This is a genomic window from Chryseobacterium soli, assembly GCF_000737705.1.
Taxonomy (GTDB): domain Bacteria; phylum Bacteroidota; class Bacteroidia; order Flavobacteriales; family Weeksellaceae; genus Chryseobacterium; species Chryseobacterium soli.
In genome coordinates, this window is record NZ_JPRH01000004.1 from 122,275 (window position 1) to 146,020 (window position 23,746).

29 protein-coding genes are annotated in these 23,746 nt (G+C 36.8%); 16 read left to right on the top strand and 13 right to left on the bottom strand.

Annotation, left to right across the window (positions count from 1 at the left end; translation table 11 throughout):
• Nucleotides 1–2 precede the first annotated feature (2 nt).
• The 4 genes from IW15_RS10825 to IW15_RS10840 all read left to right on the top strand — a co-directional run bounded on the left by IW15_RS10825 (nt 3) and on the right by IW15_RS10840 (nt 2,421).
• Nucleotides 3–503 carry a CinA family protein gene (locus IW15_RS10825; protein WP_034711287.1) on the top strand — a complete coding sequence of 167 codons (501 nt, stop codon included), beginning with the start codon at nt 3–5 and terminating at the stop codon, nt 501–503.
• A gap of 43 nt (nt 504–546) precedes the next feature.
• Entirely contained in the window at nt 547–1,206 is a 660-nt protein-coding gene (locus IW15_RS10830; RefSeq protein WP_034711290.1) for a DUF6766 family protein, read from the top strand.
• A gap of 10 nt (nt 1,207–1,216) precedes the next feature.
• Complete coding sequence (locus IW15_RS10835) at nt 1,217–1,831, top strand: hypothetical protein (protein WP_034711292.1); 615 nt, start codon at nt 1,217–1,219, stop codon at nt 1,829–1,831.
• 146 nt (nt 1,832–1,977) lie between these two features.
• A complete protein-coding gene (locus tag IW15_RS10840; protein WP_034711294.1) occupies nt 1,978–2,421 on the top strand; it encodes a low affinity iron permease family protein in 444 nt (147 codons plus the stop codon).
• Nucleotides 2,422–2,481: 60 nt separating this feature from the next.
• On the opposite strand, the gene IW15_RS10845 is transcribed toward IW15_RS10840, so the two are convergent.
• From IW15_RS10845 to IW15_RS10870, 6 genes are read right to left on the bottom strand one after another with little or no spacing between them, the layout of a single operon-like run.
• Nucleotides 2,482–3,201 (bottom strand): lycopene cyclase domain-containing protein, encoded by a 720-nt coding sequence (locus IW15_RS10845; RefSeq protein ID WP_228384347.1) that lies wholly within the window; start codon nt 3,199–3,201, stop codon nt 2,482–2,484.
• Nucleotides 3,202–3,660, bottom strand: coding sequence for a sterol desaturase family protein (locus IW15_RS10850; RefSeq protein ID WP_034711295.1), 459 nt, complete (start codon nt 3,658–3,660; stop codon nt 3,202–3,204). It lies immediately after the preceding gene.
• 5 nt (nt 3,661–3,665) lie between these two features.
• Complete coding sequence (locus tag IW15_RS10855; RefSeq protein WP_034711296.1) at nt 3,666–4,130, bottom strand: SRPBCC family protein; 465 nt, start codon at nt 4,128–4,130, stop codon at nt 3,666–3,668.
• Between the two features lie 36 nt (nt 4,131–4,166).
• The gene (locus tag IW15_RS10860) at nt 4,167–5,003 is read right to left on the bottom strand and encodes a phytoene/squalene synthase family protein (protein ID WP_034711297.1); all 837 of its coding nucleotides are present in this window, start codon (nt 5,001–5,003) and stop codon (nt 4,167–4,169) included.
• Nucleotides 5,004–5,014: 11 nt separating this feature from the next.
• On the bottom strand, nt 5,015–6,481 hold the full coding sequence (locus IW15_RS10865) for a phytoene desaturase family protein (protein WP_034711298.1): 1,467 nt from the start codon (nt 6,479–6,481) through the stop codon (nt 5,015–5,017).
• A gap of 3 nt (nt 6,482–6,484) precedes the next feature.
• On the bottom strand, nt 6,485–7,159 hold the full coding sequence (locus IW15_RS10870) for a MarR family winged helix-turn-helix transcriptional regulator (protein ID WP_034711299.1): 675 nt from the start codon (nt 7,157–7,159) through the stop codon (nt 6,485–6,487).
• Between the two features lie 255 nt (nt 7,160–7,414).
• Here IW15_RS10870 and IW15_RS10875 point away from each other — a divergent pair, with 255 nt between their 5' ends.
• The 4 genes from IW15_RS10875 to IW15_RS10890 all read left to right on the top strand — a co-directional run bounded on the left by IW15_RS10875 (nt 7,415) and on the right by IW15_RS10890 (nt 12,483).
• Nucleotides 7,415–9,220, top strand: coding sequence for a hypothetical protein (locus IW15_RS10875; RefSeq protein WP_034711300.1), 1,806 nt, complete (start codon nt 7,415–7,417; stop codon nt 9,218–9,220).
• Nucleotides 9,221–9,384: 164 nt separating this feature from the next.
• Nucleotides 9,385–10,383 (top strand): aldo/keto reductase, encoded by a 999-nt coding sequence (locus IW15_RS10880; protein ID WP_034711301.1) that lies wholly within the window; start codon nt 9,385–9,387, stop codon nt 10,381–10,383.
• A gap of 16 nt (nt 10,384–10,399) precedes the next feature.
• Entirely contained in the window at nt 10,400–11,299 is a 900-nt protein-coding gene (locus tag IW15_RS10885; RefSeq protein WP_034711302.1) for a helix-turn-helix domain-containing protein, read from the top strand.
• A gap of 239 nt (nt 11,300–11,538) precedes the next feature.
• Nucleotides 11,539–12,483: an aldo/keto reductase gene (locus tag IW15_RS10890; protein WP_034711303.1), complete on the top strand. Its 945-nt coding sequence runs from the start codon at nt 11,539–11,541 to the stop codon at nt 12,481–12,483.
• A gap of 69 nt (nt 12,484–12,552) precedes the next feature.
• On the opposite strand, the gene IW15_RS10895 is transcribed toward IW15_RS10890, so the two are convergent.
• From IW15_RS10895 to IW15_RS10910, 4 genes are all read right to left on the bottom strand, one after another.
• Nucleotides 12,553–14,400 carry a chloride channel protein gene (locus IW15_RS10895; protein WP_034711304.1) on the bottom strand — a complete coding sequence of 616 codons (1,848 nt, stop codon included), beginning with the start codon at nt 14,398–14,400 and terminating at the stop codon, nt 12,553–12,555.
• A 262-nt stretch (nt 14,401–14,662) separates the two neighbouring features.
• Nucleotides 14,663–15,466 (bottom strand): SDR family oxidoreductase, encoded by an 804-nt coding sequence (locus IW15_RS10900; RefSeq protein WP_034711305.1) that lies wholly within the window; start codon nt 15,464–15,466, stop codon nt 14,663–14,665.
• 16 nt (nt 15,467–15,482) lie between these two features.
• Entirely contained in the window at nt 15,483–17,144 is a 1,662-nt protein-coding gene (locus tag IW15_RS10905) for an FAD-binding dehydrogenase (protein WP_034711306.1), read from the bottom strand.
• A 78-nt stretch (nt 17,145–17,222) separates the two neighbouring features.
• On the bottom strand, nt 17,223–17,570 hold the full coding sequence (locus IW15_RS10910; RefSeq protein WP_034711847.1) for a winged helix-turn-helix transcriptional regulator: 348 nt from the start codon (nt 17,568–17,570) through the stop codon (nt 17,223–17,225).
• 100 nt (nt 17,571–17,670) lie between these two features.
• On the opposite strand from IW15_RS10910, the gene IW15_RS10915 reads away from it, so the two are divergent.
• From IW15_RS10915 to IW15_RS22015, 4 genes are all read left to right on the top strand, one after another.
• Nucleotides 17,671–18,342, top strand: coding sequence for an isochorismatase family protein (locus IW15_RS10915; protein WP_051881948.1), 672 nt, complete (start codon nt 17,671–17,673; stop codon nt 18,340–18,342).
• A gap of 68 nt (nt 18,343–18,410) precedes the next feature.
• Nucleotides 18,411–19,064, top strand: a complete 654-nt coding sequence (locus tag IW15_RS10920; protein ID WP_051881950.1) for a hypothetical protein — start codon at nt 18,411–18,413, stop codon at nt 19,062–19,064.
• A 5-nt stretch (nt 19,065–19,069) separates the two neighbouring features.
• Nucleotides 19,070–19,435, top strand: coding sequence for a TMEM175 family protein (locus IW15_RS10925; RefSeq protein WP_051881951.1), 366 nt, complete (start codon nt 19,070–19,072; stop codon nt 19,433–19,435).
• Between the two features lie 101 nt (nt 19,436–19,536).
• Nucleotides 19,537–20,271 carry a pirin family protein gene (locus tag IW15_RS22015; RefSeq protein WP_051881953.1) on the top strand — a complete coding sequence of 245 codons (735 nt, stop codon included), beginning with the start codon at nt 19,537–19,539 and terminating at the stop codon, nt 20,269–20,271.
• A gap of 445 nt (nt 20,272–20,716) precedes the next feature.
• Here the strand turns inward: IW15_RS22015 and IW15_RS23110 are convergent, their stop codons facing one another.
• Nucleotides 20,717–20,842, bottom strand: a complete 126-nt coding sequence (locus tag IW15_RS23110; RefSeq protein ID WP_262483665.1) for a hypothetical protein — start codon at nt 20,840–20,842, stop codon at nt 20,717–20,719.
• 231 nt (nt 20,843–21,073) lie between these two features.
• Between IW15_RS23110 and IW15_RS10935 the strand changes: the two genes are divergently transcribed.
• From IW15_RS10935 to IW15_RS10950, 4 genes are all read left to right on the top strand, one after another.
• Nucleotides 21,074–21,634 (top strand): helix-turn-helix domain-containing protein, encoded by a 561-nt coding sequence (locus IW15_RS10935; protein WP_228384348.1) that lies wholly within the window; start codon nt 21,074–21,076, stop codon nt 21,632–21,634.
• An 88-nt stretch (nt 21,635–21,722) separates the two neighbouring features.
• On the top strand, nt 21,723–21,947 hold the full coding sequence (locus IW15_RS10940; protein WP_034711307.1) for a CsbD family protein: 225 nt from the start codon (nt 21,723–21,725) through the stop codon (nt 21,945–21,947).
• A gap of 9 nt (nt 21,948–21,956) precedes the next feature.
• Entirely contained in the window at nt 21,957–22,295 is a 339-nt protein-coding gene (locus tag IW15_RS10945) for a cupin domain-containing protein (RefSeq protein ID WP_034711308.1), read from the top strand.
• Nucleotides 22,296–22,350: 55 nt separating this feature from the next.
• Entirely contained in the window at nt 22,351–22,620 is a 270-nt protein-coding gene (locus IW15_RS10950) for a hypothetical protein (protein WP_051881956.1), read from the top strand.
• Nucleotides 22,621–22,710: 90 nt separating this feature from the next.
• Here IW15_RS10950 and IW15_RS10955 read toward each other — a convergent pair whose 3' ends face one another.
• On the bottom strand, nt 22,711–23,319 hold the full coding sequence (locus IW15_RS10955) for an alpha-ketoglutarate-dependent dioxygenase AlkB family protein (protein ID WP_034711309.1): 609 nt from the start codon (nt 23,317–23,319) through the stop codon (nt 22,711–22,713).
• A gap of 64 nt (nt 23,320–23,383) precedes the next feature.
• Nucleotides 23,384–23,554: a lmo0937 family membrane protein gene (locus IW15_RS22500; RefSeq protein WP_034711310.1), complete on the bottom strand. Its 171-nt coding sequence runs from the start codon at nt 23,552–23,554 to the stop codon at nt 23,384–23,386.
• Nucleotides 23,555–23,746: the final 192 nt, after the last annotated feature.

A 23,746-nucleotide genomic window follows, 5' to 3' on the forward strand; every position in this document is an offset into this window, starting at 1 on the left:
TCATGAAACTTCAACAGAGTTTATTAGATTATATCAGCCATTCGTTATTAGCAACGAATGAAACGATTTCAGTGGCAGAAAGTGTAACTTCCGGACTTCTCCAGTTTTCATTTTCTCAGATGCAGAATGCTTCCTTATTTTACAAAGGAGGAATGACAGCTTATACTATCGAGGAAAAAGTGAAAATTCTGAATGTCGACAGAAAAGAAGCCGAAGAATGCGATGGTGTTTCGCAAAGCATTGCAGATAAAATGGCATTAAGTGTTGCCAAACTGTTTTCTACAGACTGGTCTATAGCCGTTACCGGATTTGTAACCCCAATTCGCAGCTCGGGATATAACCTGTTTTCCTTTTTCTCAATCGGATACAAAAATGAAGTTATCCTTTCCAAAAAGATTGAACTGCATCATAAAACCCAAGCAGAGAATGCTCAGTGGTATTATGCAGAATTCATACTGGGCTGTTTTAAAAGTGAACTCAATCAGGTGTCAATTTTAAAATAAACAGTATCAACCTCATACTAACTTATTCTTAAACAGTTCAGCAATGGCAGTTTCGAAAAATAGTTTTTTGTATAAAAATGGACTGAGCATTGTGGTTGTCAGTTTGTTTTTCATATTCCTTTTTTGCCAGCTGATCACCGGATGGCATGTGAAAAATGATGAACTGGCAGAACACCATCTTCCGCCATTAACGCTTTACCGTTATTTTCTGAGTCCTCACTTTATGCAGGCTACTTTTGAAAACTGGGAAAGCGAATTCCTGCAAATGGGAATGTATGTGCTGCTCACCGTTATGTTAAGGCAAAAAGGATCTGCCGAATCGAAAGCTATCGGTGAAAAAGAAGAGGTCGATAAAGAACCTGTTCCGCATGAAAAAGCACCGTGGCCGGTAAAAAAAGGCGGCTTCATTTTATCGCTATATCAACATTCGCTTTCTATTTCATTAGGTATATTATTTGTGTTGAGTTTTATTTTTCATTTTATCGGAAGCCTCAACAATTACAATGAGGGGCAGATCGATAAAAAATTAGGAATTATTACATGGAAAGAATATATCATCGACTCTCAGTTTTGGTTTGAATCTTTCCAGAACTGGCAAAGCGAATTTCTGGCAGTGGCATCTTTAGTTATCCTTTCCATCTGGCTTCGTGAGAAAGGATCTCCACAGTCTAAACCCGTAGATGCTCCTCATGATGAAAATTAAATAGTAAAACATGAAACCTAAACATATTCCCGGAATTCCAGAACAGGAAAAGGGCGGTTTCCATGATACGGAAAGCCGGAAAATTTGTAATGATACAGAAGCAGCCATTCAAAAATTTGCTGTTTTAAAAAGACGTTTTCTTTCTGTGCATCAATGGAAAAAATACTGCGGAAAAGGTTTTGCAGATTTCAGACTGTATGATGGATCAGGGAAAGCTGTTGAGCGAAATCCCCAACCCGGTGATTTTATAAGAATTGATATTCCGGGTCCCGGTAATGTAGAAGCAAAAGGATTTGACTGGGTAGAAATTACAGAAATTGATGACCAGACGCTTACGGGAACTAAGTCTGAAAGCTTAATGATTACCTGTCGTCCTTCGAAGATCCCAGGGAAAAATACAAACAGCCATATTGCTCATTTTTACACTTCTGAAGCAACTTCTACATTCATCATTTCCAGAAACGGGAACACTATTCAAGCGGGGATCTATGGCAGGAATGAATCTCCTAATTTTAATGCTTCATTTTTCGATATAATTCGCAATTCATTAATTGCTGCCGGCGGAATGATCGGTTTTTCTAAAATCCAATGGAAAAAACTTACTGATGGATTCTTAGATTTTTAATCTATAAAAAGCTCCAAAATTTTCGGCTCGTTATGCGTGCAGTCATAATTTTTCATATAATTAATTCACTAATTTAGAAGTGGTGAATTCGTCACTATTTATGATCTCAATAGTTTTCAAACTACACTATATAGCAATTAATTATTATGGAAAAGAAATTTTTTGACAAATTCGCAGACAAAGCGGTTTGTTTCACAGGAAGTGCGGGTGCATTTATAGCAGCAAGTGTTCTGGTACTGATTTGGGCGGTTACAGGTCCTGTTTTTAAGTTTTCTGAAACATGGCAGATGGTCATCAATACCGGAACCACCATCGTTACTTTTTTAATGGTATTTCTCATCCAGAAAGCTCAGAATAAGGATTCTAAAGCCATTCAGATAAAATTAAATGAATTAATCGCCGCTCATGAACAGGCGAGCAACACCATTGTAGACATCGAAGATCTTACCGAAGACGAACTTGATGAACTTCATAAAGTGTATGAGCAATTAGGAAAGTTTCCCAGAAAGAAAAGAGAAACAGAAACGAAAACTAAGCAATCAACCTCGCTTCAAGAAGAAGAACCTGTCGCTAACCTTAGATATAAATAGACTAAAAGGGAATTAGTCTATGATAATTACAAAAGCTGAATTAAAAATAAACAGATGTACTTATGATAGTAAGGTGTTATCTTCTTCCGAATTCTTATCTTTTTTAAACCATTGGAAGAAATACAGGTTCCAAAGAATCATTTCATAACCGTATACGGTATCTTCAATAGGAATAGTGAGAATTCGTATTCCGAGAAATTTTCCCGGGGTATAATTGACGATCGGGGATTCCAGTCCTGTACCGGTTAAAATTCCGTTTACTGCCAAAAATCCGGGCATCAGAAGGAAATAAATAAACGAAGCCTTACCAATCCACCGTACTTTTAAAATAAAATATAAGATAAACAGGCTCAATCCCGTTGTAAGGAAAGTCATGAAAGTATATAGTAACGGAGAAAACCACAAGGCAAGAAAAAAAGAAGCCAATATAGAAATCACGACAAATATCTTTTCAGGAAGCGGTTTCCAGTCCAGTTTGAAAAACTTATCCAAGCAATAATAAGTGAAAACACAGGAAAAGGGAATGCAGATAAAAAATAAAATTTCTTCAATAGGTAATCCCAAAAGCCGTACTCCAATAAGATAGTTGTCATTAAACCACCATACCCCAATTTTCGTAAACCACGAATCCCAGACAATAAAAAATACGGCAACCATCAGGGAAGCTCCTAAAAACGCCTTGAAATGCCTGCTAAATTTGATTTTCGGGTGAAATGAAAAGATAAAACAGATGATCACCGTAAAAAAATTAATCAGGAGGTAAGTATATTGCTGCATCATCTAAGCCTTGTTTTTATTAAAATACATTCTGAAATATTTCACAGGAACCCATAGAAACCCAAAACATTCTCCTTTCTCTTTTCCCATATGCTTATGATGCTGCTTATGGGCACGTCTTATGGCCAGCAGATAAGGATTTTGGGTATCTCTAAGGAGTTTGAACCGCTGGTGGATGAAAATATCATGTACGAAAAAATAAGCCATTCCATACAGCGTAATTCCAATAGAAATATAAAAGTAGATATTAAAATTATGAATGGTTCCGTAATACATCAGCGCAATAGTTGGAACCGCAAAAATCGCGAAAAAATAATCGTTGCGTTCCATATGCCCTTCATTGCTGTGGTCATGATGGTCTCTGTGAAGCGTCCACAGAAAACCATGCATGATGTATTTATGAATGCACCAGGTCATTCCTTCCATCACAAAAAAAGTAAGTAAGACCGTTAAAAAATTCATTTGTTTTATTTTTTCTGATTAAATAATTTCTCCAATACTGCATTTCGATATTCGAAAATATGTTCAAGCTTTTTCTTTACAAATAATTGATGCGCTATTTCTCCCAGGAATCCCATGGGAAGCTCATAATCAATGGTATCTTTCATTAAGACACCCTTTTCATTCGGGATAAATTCATGAAAATGATTCCATAACTTATAAGGTCCTTTATTCTGGAAATCAGTAAAACTTTTTTGAAAAGAAACCTGTTTAATTTCCGTCTGCCACTTCATTTTTATGCCTAATAAAGGCGAAACGTAGTAATCGATAATCATTCCTTTATAGATTTCATCATCTTCCAGTTTTGTGCGGACGATAAAATTCATATCCTTTGGCGTAATCTCTGAAAGGTTGTTAGCAGAGGAAAAGAATTTCCATGCCGTTTCCAGATTACAATATAGTTGCTGCTCGCGTTTAAGCTGATGTACCATTTCTATTTTTTTTAATTTTAACGTACTGCAATCAATTTACAGATAAGATATTTTATACTGCAGATAGCTGCTCATCATCAATGAAAACTTTCTGCCGTTGGAAATCCTGATCCGCTGATTGATGATCTTTTTAGCAGGAGTTCTTCTAATTTTTCCAAACAAAGAAATATAGTATTTGTAGGCCAGATATACTCCAAATCTTGAAGAATTAGGCAGTTTTTTAATACCTTCAAGAGCTTCCTGAAATTCTTCATAAATCTCTTTTTCAATCTGTTCTTTAATTGTATTGTTAAAATAAGAAATGTCCACATTGGGAAAATACGTGCGTCCCAGAATCTGATAGTCATCCTTCATATCCCGGAGAAAATTAACTTTCTGGAAAGCAGAACCCAATTTCATGGCAGAAGGTTTTAAACTGTCATACTGTTCCTTATTTCCATCCACAAAGATTTGTAAACACATCAAGCCAACCACTTCCGCAGATCCTAAAATATATTCTTTATAAAGATCAGAATCATAATCGATTTTCTGCAAATCCATTTGCATGCTGTTCAAAAACTGATTGACCAACTGTATATCAATTTCATACTTGTGAATGGTCTCCTGAAAAGACTGTAAAATAGGATTTAAAGAGATTTTTTCATCCAATGCCTCAACCGTCTGTTCCCGAAATCTCATTAGCAGGGCTTTTCTATCGTATTCATGAAAGCTGTCTACAATTTCGTCAGCGAGTCGTACATACCCATAGATGGCATAGATAGAATTTCTGATCTTTGGTGACAAAGCTAAAATCCCTAATGAAAAACTGGTGCTGTACTGTTTTGTCGTCTGTTTACTTATCTTATAAGAAAGATCGTCAAATAGTTTTTTCATACAAATACATTTTATTTATTGGCTTCGTTAGCTGCAATTTTCCCCGAAATAATAGACGGTGGAACTCCCGGTCCGGGAACCGTTAACTGTCCTGTATAAAACAGATTACTTATTTTTTTGTTCTTTAGTGATGGTTTTAGAACGGCTGTCTGGCTCAGCGTATTAGCCAATCCGTAAGCATTTCCTTCATAGGCATTATAATCTTCCTTAAAATCTTTAATGCAATAGCTTTTCTTATAATCGATTTTCGAGATAAGATTGGAAGTACCTGTATGTTTTTCAAGCCTGCCGATCATTTCCTGAAAATAATGCTCTCTGGTTTCTTCATGATCTTCAATTCCGGTAGCTACAGGCATTAAAAGGAAAATATTTTCACAGTGCTCAGGAGCCAGATTAGGATCTGTTTTTGAAGGACAGCATACATAAAATAAGGGCTGTGTGGGCCATTTTTTATCTTCATAAATTTCATGGGTATGAAGATCCAGATCATTTTCAAAGAATAACGTATGATGCTTCAGGTTAGGAATTTTGTCCTTAAAGCCCAGATAATAAATAAGGCAGGAAGGCGCAAAAGTGCGTGTTTTCCAGTAATCTTCAGTATAATTTCTATATTCCTCAGAAAGCATATGTTTCTCCGTATGATGGTAGTCTGAGGAGGCAATGACGGTATCAAATTCAATTTCAGTATCATTCACTACAATTGAAGTTGCTTTTTTATTTTTAATGATAATCTGGTCTACCTGAGCATTGCAATGGAATTGAGTACCCTGTTCTGTTGCCACTGATGCCATCGCATCAATAACCTTCGAAAATCCACCCATCGGATACCAGGTTCCCAGCTTGTAACCGCCATAATTCATCAGGCTGTATAAAGCAGGAATATCTTTAGGTGCAGCTCCCAGGAAGATTACAGGAAATTCCATGAGCATAATAAGTTTCGGATGTGAAAAATATTTCCTTACAAAACGATGAAAGTTCGATAGTAGATCCAGTTTCAATGCAGATTTTGCAATGGTAGGAGATATAAATTCCATCCAGGAATGGCAGGGTTTATTCACAAAATTCTTCATTCCGACTTCATATTTATACCGGGCATCTTCCATAAAATCATCCAGCCTTTTTCCTGCTCCGGTTTCTGTTGCTTCAAAAAGGTTTTTCATAGCCTCATAATTTTGAGGAACAGCCATGATTCCATCCGAAAAAACCATTTCAAACTGAGGATCAAGAGAAACAAGCTCATAAAAATCGGCTGCTTTTCTGCCAAAATCTTCAAAAAAAGATTCAATGATATCAGGCATCCAATACCAGCTTGGACCCATATCAAACACATAGCCATTCTCAGTGGTAAACTGACGCGCTCTTCCGCCTAAGCTGCTGTTTTTCTCAAAAACATGCACTTCATGACCTTGCTGAGAAGAGTAGGCGGCCGCTGATAATCCCGAAAAACCGGATCCAATAATGGCTATTTTCTTTTTCATGAATTAGTTTTTCTGAAATGAATATTCTTTATATACGGTTTCTATAAGATCTTTGGTTTCAATATGTCTTGAAAAAATAGGCGAGTGGAAATGATCCAGCTTATTCAGGATACGGATCAGATCCATCTTTTCGGAATGAGTAAGATTACCGGAAACAATATGGGTAGCCTGGCGGATCTTATTCATTTGAGCTTCCAATGCCGATTTTCCTTCTTCTGTAATTTCAATAACTTTAGTTCTTTTATCAACCGTTGAATCCGTCTGCTGTACCCAGCCCTGTTTGATCAGTCTGTTGATGATCAGAATTCCTACTGGTTTATCATGTATATTTTTCTTGATAAGCTCCATTTTGGTCATTGCACCAAATGCTTTGAGATTGATCAGGTAAATAAAATCTTCCTGAGTCGTAAAATCAGAATCCGCAATAGCAGACTTGGAGTAGGTTTTTGCATATCGGTTAAGGCGTACCAAAGAAGTGGCAATCGCACTTTCCGGAGTTCTTCCGTTTTCTTTTCCTTCCCATTCTGCTTCTTCATTGGTAGTGTGCACAGAATTGGTTTCCCGATCAGCGATCCATGCTGTAAACCCTTTCAACGTAGAAGGATAAGCTTCATTCTTATTTTCAGAATCAAAATTTTCCAGAAGATTGATGACTTCTTTTAATAGAGTAAAGTTCATGACTGCTTCTTTAATTGCATACAAATATACTAATTATTAAATATAAAGTATATTAAAAAACAAATATTATTCATATCTGTTTTTCAAAATATACCGTTTTGGTATATTTTAGTAGGTTATGGTATAAAATATTCTATTAAAACTGATTTTTAACATATTTTCGATATTAAATAAGGTATTTAATGCATAATTACTATTTAAAAGATAATTTTATTACGAGTAAAACTCCGTAAACAAGATTTTTAATTGATAAAAATGACAAATAAACCTTTACACAATTTCCATATTCCGGTAATGGGACTGGCTTATACGATAGACAGCCCGATCCGTGTTGCCCAATATGGCATTTCTTCCGTTATTTCTATTATAGACGATGAGATTATAGAAAGGATGAAAGACTTTTATGCTAAAAAATTTAATCTAGATTATTTAGGAATCAGCACAAAAACTGAAGATTATCGGGCCAAAAGAATTACCGACTACCTGAATATGGTGGATGATATCGTCAATGAAAAATTCGAGGCATTCAAACAGGAAATCACAAAGAATAAGGAAACCCTGAAAAATTTCATCGGAATGCTTCCCAATACTTCTGATCTCAAAAACGGACTGCAGAATATTCTTGTCCAGACAGACAACTGGGGAATGGCGATAAAAAGCTTTATCGAAGATAATTTACAGCCCGGAAGTATCGATGTGAACATTATGACGAAAGTAGACAAAGACAATTTCAGAAAGAATGAACAGCTTCCTGTGATGTATAATGATGCTCATGCTTCATTGCGTGGTTTCGCCAACAGTAAACTGTCTTCTTCAATGGTTCTTTCTGCAGGAATGAACCCGCGTTTATACAGCTATATCGAAGAATTTGATGATTTTTTCCCTGATTCCAATGGGGTTTTAAAAAAGAAGATCATCCTTAAAGTGAGTGATTTCCGCTCCGCTATGATCCAGGGAAATTTTCTGGCTAAAAAGGGACTTTGGATCTCGGAATACAGGATAGAATCCGGATTAAACTGCGGCGGCCATGCCTTTGCAACAGAAGGAATGCTGCTGGGACCGATCATGGAGGAGTTCAAACAGAAAAAAAATGATCTGATACAGTCTGCGCATGCTTTAATGATCATTGCTTTGGAGCAAAAGGGGAGACCTACTGTTGCTGAACCGCTGAAAATGAAAATTACCGTTCAGGGCGGAGTAGGAACTGCTGAAGAACATGATTTCTTGTTGGAAAATTACCATGTGGACAGTGTAGGCTGGGGTTCCCCTTTTTTACTGGTTCCGGAAGCCACTTCCGTAGATATTGAAACCCGAAAACTGCTTTTACAGTCGAAACAGGAGGACTTTTATCTGAGTCATATTTCACCTCTGGGAGTTCCTTTTAATTCAGTACGGGGCACTTCCAACGAAATATTGAAACAGCAAAAGGCAGCTCATCAAAAATTCGGGAGTTCCTGTCCTAAAAAACTATTGGCATTGAGCAAAGAATTTTCTCCAAAAGGAACGTGTACGGCATCCAAAAAATACCAGGACATCAAATTAAAGGAGCTGAAGGAAGACAATACTATATCACCAGAACAATATGAAAAAAGACAGGCAGCAATCACAGAGAAAGCATGTTTATGCATAGGTCTTGTGAATGCAGCCTATATGGAACAGGATTTACCAATTAAAGGAGAGAAACAAGGCGTAGTGATCTGTCCGGGGCCTAATCTGGCATTTTTTGATAAGGAAGTCTCTCTGTCTGAAATGGTGAATCATATCTATGGAAACACCAATATTCTTGCTGACCATGAACGACCGAATATGTTCATCAACGAATTGAAAATGTACATTGATTATCTGAAAAAAGAGATTGCCGATTCATTCGCTCCAATCACTCCTTCACAGGTAAAAAAATGGAATGCATTCAAAAAAAACCTGTTCGAAGGCATCGCGTATTACCATACTCTGTTTACCGCTTCTTCCTTTTTTAAAACAGATTTGAAAACGATCAGGATGCAGTTAGATCATTATCAACTAGAATTATCTGCCATTGAAATTCCGCAGCCCGATAAATAGAATTTTTTAATTGATGAATAACCTCTGTACCGGAGGTTATTTTTTTGCAATAATAACTGATGCTACATTCAATATCCTTGATTTACATACATTGTTCAGGATTTTGCATACAGGAAATTCATGATTTCTGACCAATTTTGAAGTATTAAAATCAACAATATAAAATGAAAACAATTGCATTGGGAAATCAGGGCCTTATCGTTCCAAATCTGGGATTAGGCTGTATGGGAATGACAGGTTTTGAAACCGGTGATATGTATGGGAAAGCAGACGAACAGGAAGCGATCGCTACTATTCACAGGTCTTTTGAACTGGGTGGTAATTTTTTGGATACGGCAGACCTGTACGGACCATTAAAAAACGAACAGCTTATTGCAAAAGCAATGGGCAACAACCGAAGTCAATATATTGTAGCAACCAAATTCGGTTGGGAAATTGATGATAACGATGCGGTAACCTGGGCCATTAACGGAAGCAAAGAATATGTAAAAAAAGCGGTTGAACGGTCATTGAAAAATTTAAAAACAGACTATATTGACCTGTATTATATGCACCGTCTTGATAAAAATACGCCAATCGAGGAAACCGTAGGCGCCATGGCAGATCTGGTAACGGAAGGGAAAGTACGGTACATCGGATTATCGGAGGTTTCTTCAGAAACGGTAAAAAGAGCCCATGCTGTGCATCCGATTACGGCTGTACAAAGTGAATATTCATTGTTTGAGCGTAGTGCAGAAGAACGGGGAGTACTGCAAACACTGAGGGATCTGGAAATCGGTTTTGTAGCCTATTCTCCTTTAGGCCGCGGCTTTTTATCCGGGCAGATTCGTTCTCTGGACGATTTGCCGGAGAATGATTTCCGAAGAGCAATTCCGAGATTTCAGGAAGCCTATTTTCATAAGAATATTGAATTGGTAGAGGCCATCGAAGCAATGGCCAAAGAAAAAGAAGTAACCACTTCCCAGCTTGCTTTGGCGTGGATCATCAGTAAAGGGATCATTCCTATACCGGGTACGAAACGTAGAAAGTATCTTGAACAGAATATTGAGGCCGGAACGATTCAACTCAGTGAAGCCGATCTTGTAAAGCTGGAAGATATTGTACCTTTAGGAACAGATACCGGTGCTCCTTATGATGAATTCAGCATGGGGCTGTTAGATTAATCTTTACATTTGTCATATGAATGCCATCACATCTGTTTCTGCTTTTCACCTACTGCTCTCGCTACCGGAACCCCGGCATCCGCTGGTAAGTGTTATCAACCTGTCGCAAAGCATTTTTCTGGAAGATGATATCTGGAAGGGTTTTGTGAACAGATTTTACTGTGTTGCCCTAAAAAAGGATGCAAAGGGTAAGATACGGTATGGCCAGCAGCATTATGATTATGATAAAGGCGTTCTCAGTTTTACCGCTCCCAATCAGGTGCAGTATCTGGATCTTCACAATATGGAATGCGGATCCGGATATCTTCTGATTTTCCATCCTGATTTTTTATTGAAACATCCACTGGCAAATACGATCTCAGGATACGGATTTTTCTCTTATGCCGTGAATGAAGCACTGCATTTATCAGCGGAAGAAGAGGAAGATCTCATTGAAATTCTTCAGAAAATAGATAAGGAGTGCCAGCATATCGACCGGCATACGCAGGAAATTATTTTATCACAGATTGATCTTTTGCTTAATTACTCCAACCGTTTTTACGAGCGGCAGTTTATTACCCGTAAAAACAGTAATCATCAGCTTCTGGCAAAATTTGAGCATTTCCTGAATGATTATTTCGACAGTGATCAACCTTCGGAGAAAGGTCTTTTAACGGTTCAGCATATCGCCACTGCCATGAATCTTTCATCCAACTATCTCAGCGATTTACTGCGCATTCATACAGGGCAGAATACTCAGCAGCACATTCATGAAAAACTGATCTCTAAGGCCAAAGAAAAATTGTCTGCCACCAGCTTATCCGTAAGTGAAATTGCTTATGAACTGGGGTTTGAACATTCACAGTCTTTCAGTACACTTTTTAAAAAGAAAACCAATATGGCTCCACTGGAATTCCGGGCTGTTTTTGGTGGATAAGAAAACTTTCTATAATAATATAATAAATGCTATCATAGCTAAAAGCAATCTCACGATAGAGGTTGCTTTTTCATTCACTTATACTATTAATATTATCTTAAATAGAAGGTTCTACAGTATTGGTGAACATATTTTTCCTTAAATTTACAATAGAGTACAAGATGTATTCTCTACTAATTTCATGATAATGCTTATTTAAGCATTACCGAACCATACAATCAAAAAAATAATTTTTACTTATGGAAAAAAGAAGGATAAAAAACACCGATTTATCAATTGCACCGATCAATTTTGGAGGAAATGTTTTTGGATGGACACTGGATGAAAAGCAGTCTTTTGACATACTGGATCAATTTACAGAAGCAGGATTTAATTTCATAGATACCGCAGATACCTATTCATGGTGGGTGAACGGAAAAGGAGGTCAGTCAGAGGAAATCATCGGAAAATGGATGAAAAGCCGCTCTAACCGAAAGGACCTTGTGATTGCTACCAAAGTAGGTTCGGAAACTAAAGAACATGGGTTTGATATCAGCAAAAAGCATATTTTACAGTCTGTGGACGAATCCTTGCAAAGGCTTCAAACCGATCATATTGATATGTATTATACCCATTTCGATGATCATAAAACACCTGTAGAAGAAACTCTTTCGGCCTATGACGAAATTATTAAAGCCGGGAAAGTACGCTATATTGCGGCTTCCAACCTTTCACCTGAGCGCTTAAAAGAATCATTCGAAGTTTCAGAAAAACACAATCTTCCCAAGTATGTTGCTTTGCAGCCTCATTACAACTTAATGGAAAGGGAAGGTTTTGAAAAAAACTATGCTCCGCTGGTGGAACAGTATGACCTGAGTGTATTTCCGTACTGGTCTTTGGCCGCTGGATTTTTAACCGGAAAATACCGTAATGAAGACGATCTGGCAAAAAGTCAGCGAGGTGAGGGAGTTAGAAAATATCTTAATCCTAAGGGACTGGAAGTCATCAAAGCTTTAGATCAGATCAGTGAGAAGCATAATACCACTCAGGGAGCCGCAGCATTAGCCTGGCTTTTAGCTAATCCACTCATTACAGCTCCTATTGTAAGTGCAACCAGCAAATCCCAGCTTACCACACTTTTCAATGCTCCAAAGCTTGTTCTTGATAAGGAAGACCTTGATCTTCTGAATACGGCAAGTCATTAAGCTAGAAAACTGATATAAACAAATAAGCTGTCCAACCGGGCAGCTTATTGTTTATTTTTATATTGATTTTTAATCTGAATATTCTTTCAAAAGCTGTCTGTAACTCATCAGAATAGAAGATTTCGAAATAAATCCTATGAAACCATTAGTTTCACTGACGACCGGGAGATTCCAAACTCCGGTATCATCAAAAATCTGCAGGATTTCCAAAGGTTTAAAGTCCGGATAAACTACAGCCGGAGGTGCTTTCATAATCTGAATAACAGATAATGAGGGATCAATTTCTTTATTAAAAAGATAAGGTCTTATATCATCCAATGTCAGAATTCCTTTCAATCTTTTGGTTTCATCGACTACAGCAAAAATATTTTTATTTCCATTTTTCACGAGTTCAAATAATTCTGTAACCGGTGCATTTTCGCTGATGGTCTCCGAATATTTATCAATAAAATCTTCAGTCCGCAATAAGAAAAGAATATTGTTGTCATGTTTATTGGTGAAAATTTTCCCCTGATCAGCTAAAAACTTCAATTCCGGAGAGATGGGAGAGAACCATTTGGCAATCAGATAAGACATGATGGCTACGATCATTAAAGGAATGAACAGGTCATATCCAAAACTGGATTCCGCAATCAGAAATATAGCAGTAAGCGGTGCATATAAAACTCCGCTCATGGCTCCTGCCATTCCTACTAATACAAGATTGGTCACCGGAACGTCTGCAAATCCTAAATGCTGGCAAATCAGTGCAAATAAATAGCCTACCGTACCGCCTGCAAAAAGAGAAGGTGCGAAATTCCCTCCGTTTCCACCACTGAAAATCGTAAAAGAAGTGGCAAAAGCTTTTAAAAGGCATACCAAAACTAAAAATATAATCACCGTCCAGTCTCCGATCTCAAAATACCTGAAAAAACTGTTTTCAATAATAGAGTAGGTGTTGCCATTCGTAAAAGCCTTTACTGTTTCATATCCTTCACCAAATAACGGCGGAAACAATACGCAGAGCAGTGATAATACGGCACCGCCAAACATCGCTTTACGCATCCGTGAAAGCTTTAACCCTTTAATGAAATGTTCAACTTTCTGAGAAATTACCAGGAAATAACGGGCATACAAGCCGGTTACAATTCCTAATATCAAATAGTAAGGAACATTTTTATAATTGAAAGGTTCTCTGGTATAAAATCTGAAAAGGACGTCTTCCTGAAGCAGTATCCTGGATAGAAGACTCCCACAGACCGCTGCAACCACCAACGGAATAAAATCGGTGAATACCACGCCTGTCAGCAGAATCTCAAAAGCAAACATAATTCCGGCAATAGGAGCGTTAAATGCTGATGCAATCCCTGCTGTAGCGCCCGCTGCCAGTAAAAGGGTTCGTTCTTTATAACTCAGTCTATAAGTTTGGGCATAATTGGAACCTATCGCAGCTCCCGTTACCGCAATGGGACTTTCCAGTCCGGCCGAACCTCCCAATCCAACGGTTATTGCACTCTGAATAACCTGAGAATACATTTTAACGGAAGCAACAATACTTGAATTCTGGGCAATTTCATATAAAATCGCACCAATCCCTTTTCTGTCCTGTCCTTTAAACAGGGTAAGAACGATACTTGTTGTAAGGACGATCCCTAAAAACGGGAAAATAATATAAAATAAAATCTGATATTCAAAATGAACCTTGTGGGTAATAAAATAATGGATATTATGAACCAGTGTCTTCAGGATTACTCCCGCAAGACCAGCCGTACAGCCCACCAGAATCCCGGAGAGAACCAGGAACTGGCTACGGCTGAGCCTGTTGTTCAGCCAATGCAGGATAAGCTCGTAACTGCGTGCTTTTTCAAGTCCATATTTCTGAAAGTCTCTTTTAAACTTTAGAAAACTTAGGTACTTTTTTTTATTGTGAATTTTCACCTGGGAATCATTTTAGTCCTGTCACCGAATTGTTACAGTTCCGTAAATTTATGAAATATATCAGGAATCATAAAATGACTGTGTTACAAAAATATTTCCAATACATTCATTTTTTACATGATCAGTTTAAACTTCGATACACAATATGTAACATTCCTGTTTTTTGTTTAAAAATACTGGTAAAATGCTGCGGATATTTAAATCCTAAATGATAAGCAATTTCAATAATGGATTTATCAATCTCCAAAATTATTTTTCCGGCTTACATCACTTTTGCTTTGCGGATAACTTTAGCTAACAATGCAGGAAAAAACCTTTTAAGATACACTCCGAATATTTCTTTTCCGCCAATAGCGACCTGATATTTCTGCTTTCTAATGGCTGTAAGCATTTTTTTTGCAAAAATTGAAGTCGGCATACCTTTCAGGGTAGCTTCATCCATCGTTCCCTGTGATGATCCGTTTCCCGTCACTGCATTCAGGGAAATATTGGTTCTTATAAATCCAGGACAGATTATGGTAATTAGTATATTGTCATTAAATAATTCAGCTCTCAGCGCATCAAAAAAACCGTGTAAAGCATGCTTTGCCGCTGCATAACCGCTCCGCATGGGAGCTCCGAAGATTCCCATCAGACTGGATACCACCGCGATCTGCCCACCTCCGTTTTTAATCATATAAGGAATAGCTGCCTTCGTGAGGGCTACGGTTCCTATAAAATCGGTTTCCATCAAGCGTTTATCAACTTCAATATCCGTTTCCATAGCCAGTGACCGTTGCGACAACCCTGCATTATTGATTAAAATATCAATACGTCCGAACTTTCCCACAGCCTCAGCTGCCACGGCAGGCATCTCTTTATAATCTAAAAGATCCAAGGGGAGAATGGCAAAACGGTCTGCACTCAGCTTTGCTTTTTCAGCAATGGCAACTAATTGGTCTTTTTTTCTTGACGAAAGAATGATTTTAGCTGTCGTTGTTGCGGCCAGTTCCATAACCAGTGCTTCTCCAATTCCGGAAGAAGCTCCGGTAATCCAGATTATTTTATCATTAAAATAGGTATTCATCGTATTGTATTTATGCTTATTTCAATGCTGCGATATATTTTCCTGCCTTCATTCCTGAAAAGATACATCCACCCAGAAAAGTGCCTTCCAATGCCCGGTATCCATGCATTCCGCCGCCGCCGAAACCGGAAACTTCTCCTGCAGCATACAATCCTTCAAGTACAGTATCATCTTCTTTTAAAACCTGTCCGTTAAGATTGGTTTTAATTCCTCCCAACGTTTTTCGGGTCAGAATATTAAGCCGAACGGCAATCAGTGGTCCGTTTGCGGGATCTAATATTTTATGCGGTACGGCTACACGACCCAGTTTATCACCCAGATATTTTCTGGTGCTCCGGATATAATTTACCTGAGTATCTTTTGAAAACGGATTATCCAATTCTCTGTCCCTGGCTTCAATCTGTGATTGTATATCTTCATACTCTAAAAGATGATCTCCGGAAAGGATATTCATTTTTGTGACGAGATCTTCCAGGGTATCAGAAACAATAAAATCTTTTCCATGCTCTTTAAATGCTTCTACAGGTCCCGGTGCCTTTTTTCCAAAGATCCTTTTTAAAAACAGTGCATAGTCTTTATTGGTAATATCGGGATTCTGCTCAGATCCGGAAAGGGCAAATTCTTTTTTAATAATTTTTTGAGTCAGAATAAACCAGGAATATGAAAATCCAGAATCCTGTATATATTTTAAAGTCCCCAACGTGTCAAATCCCGGTAAAAAGGGAGCGGGGAGACGTTTTCCTTTGGCATCAAACCAAAGTGAAGAAGGTCCCGGCAAGATCCTGATTCCGTGATCCGGCCATATAGGATTCCAGTTTTGCAGGCCTTCTGTATAATGCCACATTCTGTCGCGGTTGATCATATGGGCGCCAGCATTTTCTGCAATACTGATCATTTTCCCATCTACATAAGCGGGAACGCCGCATACCATTTTTTCCGGTGCCTTTCCTAACCTTTCAGGCCAGTTTTTCCGAACCAGCTCATGATTAGCGCCTATACCGCCAGATGCGATTACAATATGTGGTGCATGACAGGTAAATTGCGATACCATCTGCCGGTTGGTGGGTGCCCCTCTTTCCTGATCATCGTCTTTCAGAACATCACCTTTTACGCCGGTTACTTTACCATTTTCAGTAATAAGTTCGGTAACGCGATGTCTGAACTGCATCTTTAACAGTCCTTTTTCCTTTGCTGCATAAGCTTTTTCTACAAAAGGTTTTATAATTCCGGTTCCGGTACCCCAGCTTACGTGAAAACGGGGAACCGAATTTCCATGGCCGTCTGCAGATCCGTCACCACGTTCTGCCCATCCTACCATAAACATCAGTTGTATTCCCATCTTAGAAATATATTCGTACTTTTCCTTTGCAGCGAATTGCAAATAGGCTTCAGCCCATTGTCTCGGCCAATGATCTTCCTCACGGTCGAATCCTGCAGTACCCATCCAGTCCTGCCTTGCCAGCTCATAGGAATCTTTGATTCCCATTCTACGTTGCTGGGGTGAATTGATCAGAAACAGTCCGCCGAATGACCAAAAAGCCTGTCCGCCGATATTCTGTTCCGTTTCCTGGTCTATCAGCAATACTTTTTTCCCGGCATTGGTGATCTCCATTGCAGCAGTGAGGCCGGCCAGTCCGGTTCCGATGATGATCGCATCAGGCTGAAATTCTTTATCCATATATTGTATTTCTAAAGGTGTATTTCTTGTACGTCGTGCGTTATGCAGCCAACATTCTTTCTAAACTTCAATCAATCACTATTTGCCTACAATTTCTTTTCTAAAATGATTGCCCCAATTTAGCAATTCATCCAGCAGTTTTTCCATGGAGTGTCCAAGCGGCGTTAGCGAGTATTCAACCGTTACAGGCATACTGTCATACAAAGTGCGACTGATGATTTTGTTTTCTTCCAATGCTTTTAATTCTTGCGACAACATTTTTGGCGACACATCACCAATATCTCTTTGTATTTCTCCAAAGCGTTTTGTGCCATACATTAAAGAAATAACAATTGGTATTCGCCATTTGCCTTGAATAATTTCCAAAGCATCTCTTGAAGCCCTTAATCTAAATGGGCAAGCCTCATTTTTTGTTTTATTTTTCATACTACTTACTTTATGGTAACTACTTACCAATAGGTAACAACTATCGATTCAATAGCAAATATAGTTACTTTTGCATCATAACTAATTTAAAATTAAAAAGATGACAAAAAAATTATTTCAAACAGCTTTACTTATAGTAGCAACCATGATTTCAGTAGTGAGTTTTGGACAAACATCAAAAACCTCTACAAAATTTACCCCACAAAATTCTGCTATTCTTTTGATTGACCATCAAAAAACGACAATGGATTGGATTTACAGCCAGGATAAAAAAACAGTTGAAAACAATTTAAGAATGCTTGCAAGAATTGGTGCGGAAGTACATGTACCGTTACTCATTACCACAACAATGGAAGAACAAGTAGGCTTGACTTGGGAAGGAATTCAACAAGCAGCACCAGCACAATTTGCGGCGAGAATAAAAAGAGGCGGTACTTTAAACTGCTTTATAGACCCAAATTTTAAAACCGCTGTAAAAAACCTGAACAGAAAAAACCTTATTATTTGCGGATTAACAACTGATATATGTTTATTGCATACCGTTACTTCTGCAATTGAATTAGGTTACAATGTAATTGTAGTAGCAGATGCAAGCGGAAGTATGAGTACAATGGCAGATGAAACTTCATTTGATTATTTCAGACAAATTGGAGCAACCGTGTTATCTGCCAATGCAGCTGTAACCGAGTTGTTTCAAGATTTCAGTACACCAGACGGACAAAAAGTAATGAAAATAAACTTGGAAGAAGTGGTTTCAAAATTGGGCAAGTAATTTTTCACAATTTTAAAAATACCTTGTTTATAAAGCAAGGTGTTTTTTCTTAATGCAATTTTAAAACAATGAAATATCGAATTTCATTTCTCTTTTTACTTACTTCATTTATTGCAAATGCACAAGAAAAAGTAACACACAATGAAGCACCAAGCCCAGTAGAATTAAATATTGGAAACAACCGCTTTGGTTTGCAATTTTTGATGAACAAACATTTTACACCAGCAAGTAAATTTTCATTCCTTTCGGTTACAAGTTTTGAAAGCACTTACAACAATGATATAAACAACTTAGATTTCATCAACAATTCGCAAGTGAGTTATGAAATTTACAAAGGATTTGGCGTTGCAACAGGGATTTCAGTCAACAGAGTGTCGGGTTTAACACCGATTGTAGGATTGGAATACGTTTTCGTTAATAAAGAAATTTTATTGGTTTTAACACCTACTTATCATTTATCTAAAAATAAAAATATTGAAGGATTGGCATTAATTGAATACAAACCGAAGCTTACAGAAAAAATAAATCTTTATACTCGATTTCAAACATTATACAATTACAATTCAGAAAACAACCAGCACGAAAGAAGTTATATGCAATTTCGTTTAGGTGTAGGCATTAGCAATTATCAATTTGGTTTAGTAACCAATTTAGATTATTATGGAGCGGCTAAAATTCTTAAAGAGAATTATGGTGTTTTTTTACGGTTTAATTTTAAATAAAAGAAATGAATAAATCAAGATTAGAAGCATTTAGCGATGGTGTTTTGGTAATCATCATCACAATTATGGTTTTGGAAATTAAAGTGCCGGAAACTGCCAATTGGCAAGGTGTTACCCATTTAATACCAACATTAGTCAGCTATATTTTAAGTTTTGCTGTTGTAGGTGTGTATTGGAATAATCATCATCACTTACTACATGCTTTAAAAAAAGTATCATCTGCAATGATGTGGACCAATCTTAATTTATTGTTTTGGTTATCACTTATTCCGTTTGGTACAAAATGGATGGGGGAAACACATTTTGACCGTTTTACTGTAATTGCTTACCTACCGTATGCAATTTACTTTCTATCCCTACAGCATTTATAAATCCACATATTTCACTAGTATTTTTTGCAATTTCATCTACAATCTGGATTGTGCCAAGTAAAGAAATTGAAAAAGAATTATCACAACAAGAGTAGAATAAAATGATACAAATACAAAAAAAAACAGAACAGTTTAATACCACTATTTTTAATGGCCGATTTGTAGTAAACAAACCTGTAGCCAGTGGTTTTTCAACAGCAATCGCACCTTATTCAAATTTGTTTTATTGGAGCCACGCCATAGCACTTGAAGATTGCGAATTTGGATTACACCCACACGAAGGTTTTGAAATAATGACCTTTATTTTAGAAGGGGAGGTAACGCACTTTGACACAGCGTCGAAAGTTTGGACGCCTTTAGGAGCAGGTGACTTTCAAGTAATACAATCCAACAAAGGCATTCAGCATCAAGAAAGAATTTCCAAAGGAACAAGCAGTTTTCAAATTTGGTTTGATCCCAATTTTTACGAAGCCATCAAGCAAGAGCCTGTTTATGTGGATTATCACAGCAGGGACTTTGAAACATTATCTGAAAACGAAATTAAGACAACAACTTATATAGGAGGAAACAGCAAAGTATTTGCAATGACACCAGGGTTGATTATTAAGAAATTTGCATTTGACCACCAGACAAAAATAAGTTTGCAGCTAGATAATAACTCTAGTTACACTTTTTATGTTTTGCGTGGTAGTGGTTTAGCAGACAATCAAAAAATTACAAAAGATGATGCAATCAGACTATCTAATACCCAACAACTTGACATAGATTTTACAGGCGAACTTTTTTGTATTCAAACTCCAACCCAACTTGACTACAAACCTGTGTGGATACCATAAGCGAGGAAGAACAAACATACAGTGTTGCCAAAATCGGAGCTGACGGTTTGCTATATTTGAACTTTGGATATGGTATTGAATTTCCGCGTCTGGCAATACTCAGCCCCCAACCCTTTTTTCAGAATACGAAGAAAATTTAGGATACGGAATGATTCAGTATATTTAGAATTTACACACAGTCATTCTTTCCAAAATATTGAATATAATGGGAGAATATGGGCACGACTATAAAATGTATTAATAGTACAGATCGGCCTTTGGAATAGGCTGCAATACCGGAGATTCCCGGAGGAAAAGTTTCATTAATTGACTTCGGACAAATTAGTATTTAGTTGTGCTTTTTTATGCTTTTAAGATGTCTTCTTATCTTTTCCTCCTCGTCAAGAGTTTATATGGTCCTGTTTTTTCTAACTCATGTAAGATGAAGAAACTGTTGACAGAAATATTATATATCACTCTGCTTACTCTCTTTATCCTGACGTTTGATCAGCTTGTCAGCTTTTTTTTCTTTTGCTGTTTTCAACGCTGGGGTCTTATCTGATTTCTTTTTACCGTCTTTCTCTTTTGCCATAATGGAATATATTTTATTAATGGTAAAGGTGGTCTATTAAAAGCCAAAAAACTTATACTTATCTTTCCATTTGTTGCATAAATCATACTTCTTACCCATTTTCACATCGTAACTATAAATAAAATCATGCTTTCCCAGGATAACGACTGATAAAAACGTAACTTTGAGTATAATTACGCGTACTGATTTACAATATTGAGTGGATCTGCTTGAAAGTTCTTATACAATACAATGAAATTGTATATAAAATATATGGTGAGCCTTCGCTGTAAAATGGTTGTACACGAAGAACTGAATAATCTGGGTATAAAACATGCTGTTGTAGATCTGGGTATGGTAGAAATACTGGATGATATCACCAGGCAGCAGCGCGAAATACTGAAAGAAAATCTCCTGAAATCCGGACTGGAATTACTGGATGATAAAAAAAGCATTCTCATCGAAAAGATCAAAAACGTAATTACCGAAATGATCCATTATGCTGAGGAAATGCCCAAAGAAAATTTTTCAGATTACATCAGCGAAAAATTGGGGTATGATTATACGTATCTTGCCAATACATTTTCAGAAGTAAAAGGAATTACCATTCAACATTTCATTATCGTTAATAAAATCGAAAAAGTAAAAGAACTGCTGCTGTATGATGAACTCAATCTCACAGAGATATCTTATAAACTCAATTACAGCAGTGTTGCCCATCTTTCCAATCAGTTCAAGAAAATAACCGGGCTTTCTCCTTCTTTCTATAAACAGTTAAAAATCAAACGGAAAAACAATCTGGAAGACCTGTAAATACATGGGATATATATAACTTTATTACAACGTTGTACAACATCATCCATTTAAAACGAGTCATCTTTGTATGATAAATACCCTAATTATGGAAACCAATCACAACAGACCCCGTATACCCTTTAAAATTACCGGAGACTGGAAAACACAGTCAAAACAACTGAAAGAAAAATTTTCAGTTTTAACCGATTGGGATTTACTGTTTACCGAAGGTAAAGAAAGAGAACTTATTGAAAAAGTGGGAAACAGATTGAGAAAGAACAGGGAAGAGGTAATCGATCTTTTAAAATATATGAATCTTTCTTCAATATAACCCACCTGTATGAATCATACTCCACTTGAAAAATCAAAAGTACATGATACTGTTGAAATGATAGCATATGTTCCGCAGTCTGTGGTAAGCAAAACTATTATCATGAAATCTACGGGCAGCGTCAGTATTTTATCTTTTGATGCCGGTGAAGGAATGACTGAAAAAATTTCTCCTTTTGATTCTTTCGTACAGATTGTGGAAGGAAATGCAGAAATCATAATTGAGGAACGTGTTTTCTTTTTAGAAACCGGACAGTGTATGATCATCCCCGCCCATAAATCCAATTGTATTAAAGCAAACGAACGCCTTAAAATACTGATCACCATTATCAAAAGCGGGTATGAATAAATTCCGTAAAATCATCATATTATATTCTTAATCATTTAATGCAATTTTCTTCTTTATGAAAACCATTCATCTTTTTCAATTCAAAAAATCCATTACCAGCGAACCGCCTTCTTTTAATGAAAAATACAGACCTCTGAATGTAGATGATTTAATAAAATCCAATGCAGTTAATACCGAAAAAGTAAGAGAATTCATTATGGATGTTTCGGATGATTTCAATTTTGAGAATACACATATAGAAGATCTGCTGCGGATGTGTCTGAATGCCCGTGAATGCATTGATCATCATTTTGGTGCTGTTCTAAGCGATCCTGTTTCTGTGTAAAGCAATCATTCAATTTTCAAAATAATAGAACAATCCGAACAAAATTGATCATGGTAAAAAACAATATAGTAAAACCGATTGTTATTTTTATTATTCTTTGATTAAACGAAAAGTAAGATTAATACGGGGCTGCATAGGTTTTACCGATTTTGCAATCCGATGTTCCCAATGAGTTTGAAGATCTCCTTTCATAATAAGCAGCGAACCATGCGATAGTGGCAAACTGTATTTTTTATGATGATCATCAACTTTACGAAAGTCAAAATTTCTAACCTGTCCGAGACTGACAGACGCAATAACGGGCCGAATGCCCAATTCACTATCTTTATCCCTGTGCCAGGCAACAGAATCATTGGCATCACGGTATAAATTCAGCAATACCGTATTAAACTGATATCTCGTACTTTTTTCTATATTTTGCTTCAATGCCAACAATTCAGGAGACCAAGGATTGGTAGATACCATATTATTTCCCAATGTGTACGATTTTCCTTCCTCGCCATACCAGGCAGTAAGTCTGGGCGTGAGAACCGTTTTATCATACATTTTTTGAGACGTTTCTCTCCATGAAACATTTTCTATCAGCAGTTCATAAAGCATTGATGCTTCAGCTGCTGATAGAAAATGTTCTGTATACTCCAATAATTCTTCAGGGAATTGATAATAATCATCTGCACTAAATAAACTGAGCTGATCCATTACAAATAAATTGTTTTTTTGTAAAAATTCTTTTAATTGTCTCCCTGAACATTGGAGCATTTATCTAATCAAGAGGCTTTCTGCCTGAAATAAGATTATAAAGAACTACAATGATGGCAATAACCAATAAAATATGAACTAAATAACCTGTACTGATTCCCGGTATTACATTTAACATTCCTAAAAGCCAAACAATAATACAAATAACGGCGACTAACCATAATAGACTTCTCATAATGTAAATTTTTAAAGTTATATAAGTTAATACTAGCATATTTTATGCCTTTTATATTTATTATACATTAAATTTTAAACAAAATACCTCCAAAATCAGTATTTCAATTTTAAAATCAATCAGAAGCACAATAATTTTTCAAACAATTTAAATATTTAATTATCAGCATGTTAATTATTTAAAATAGGATAG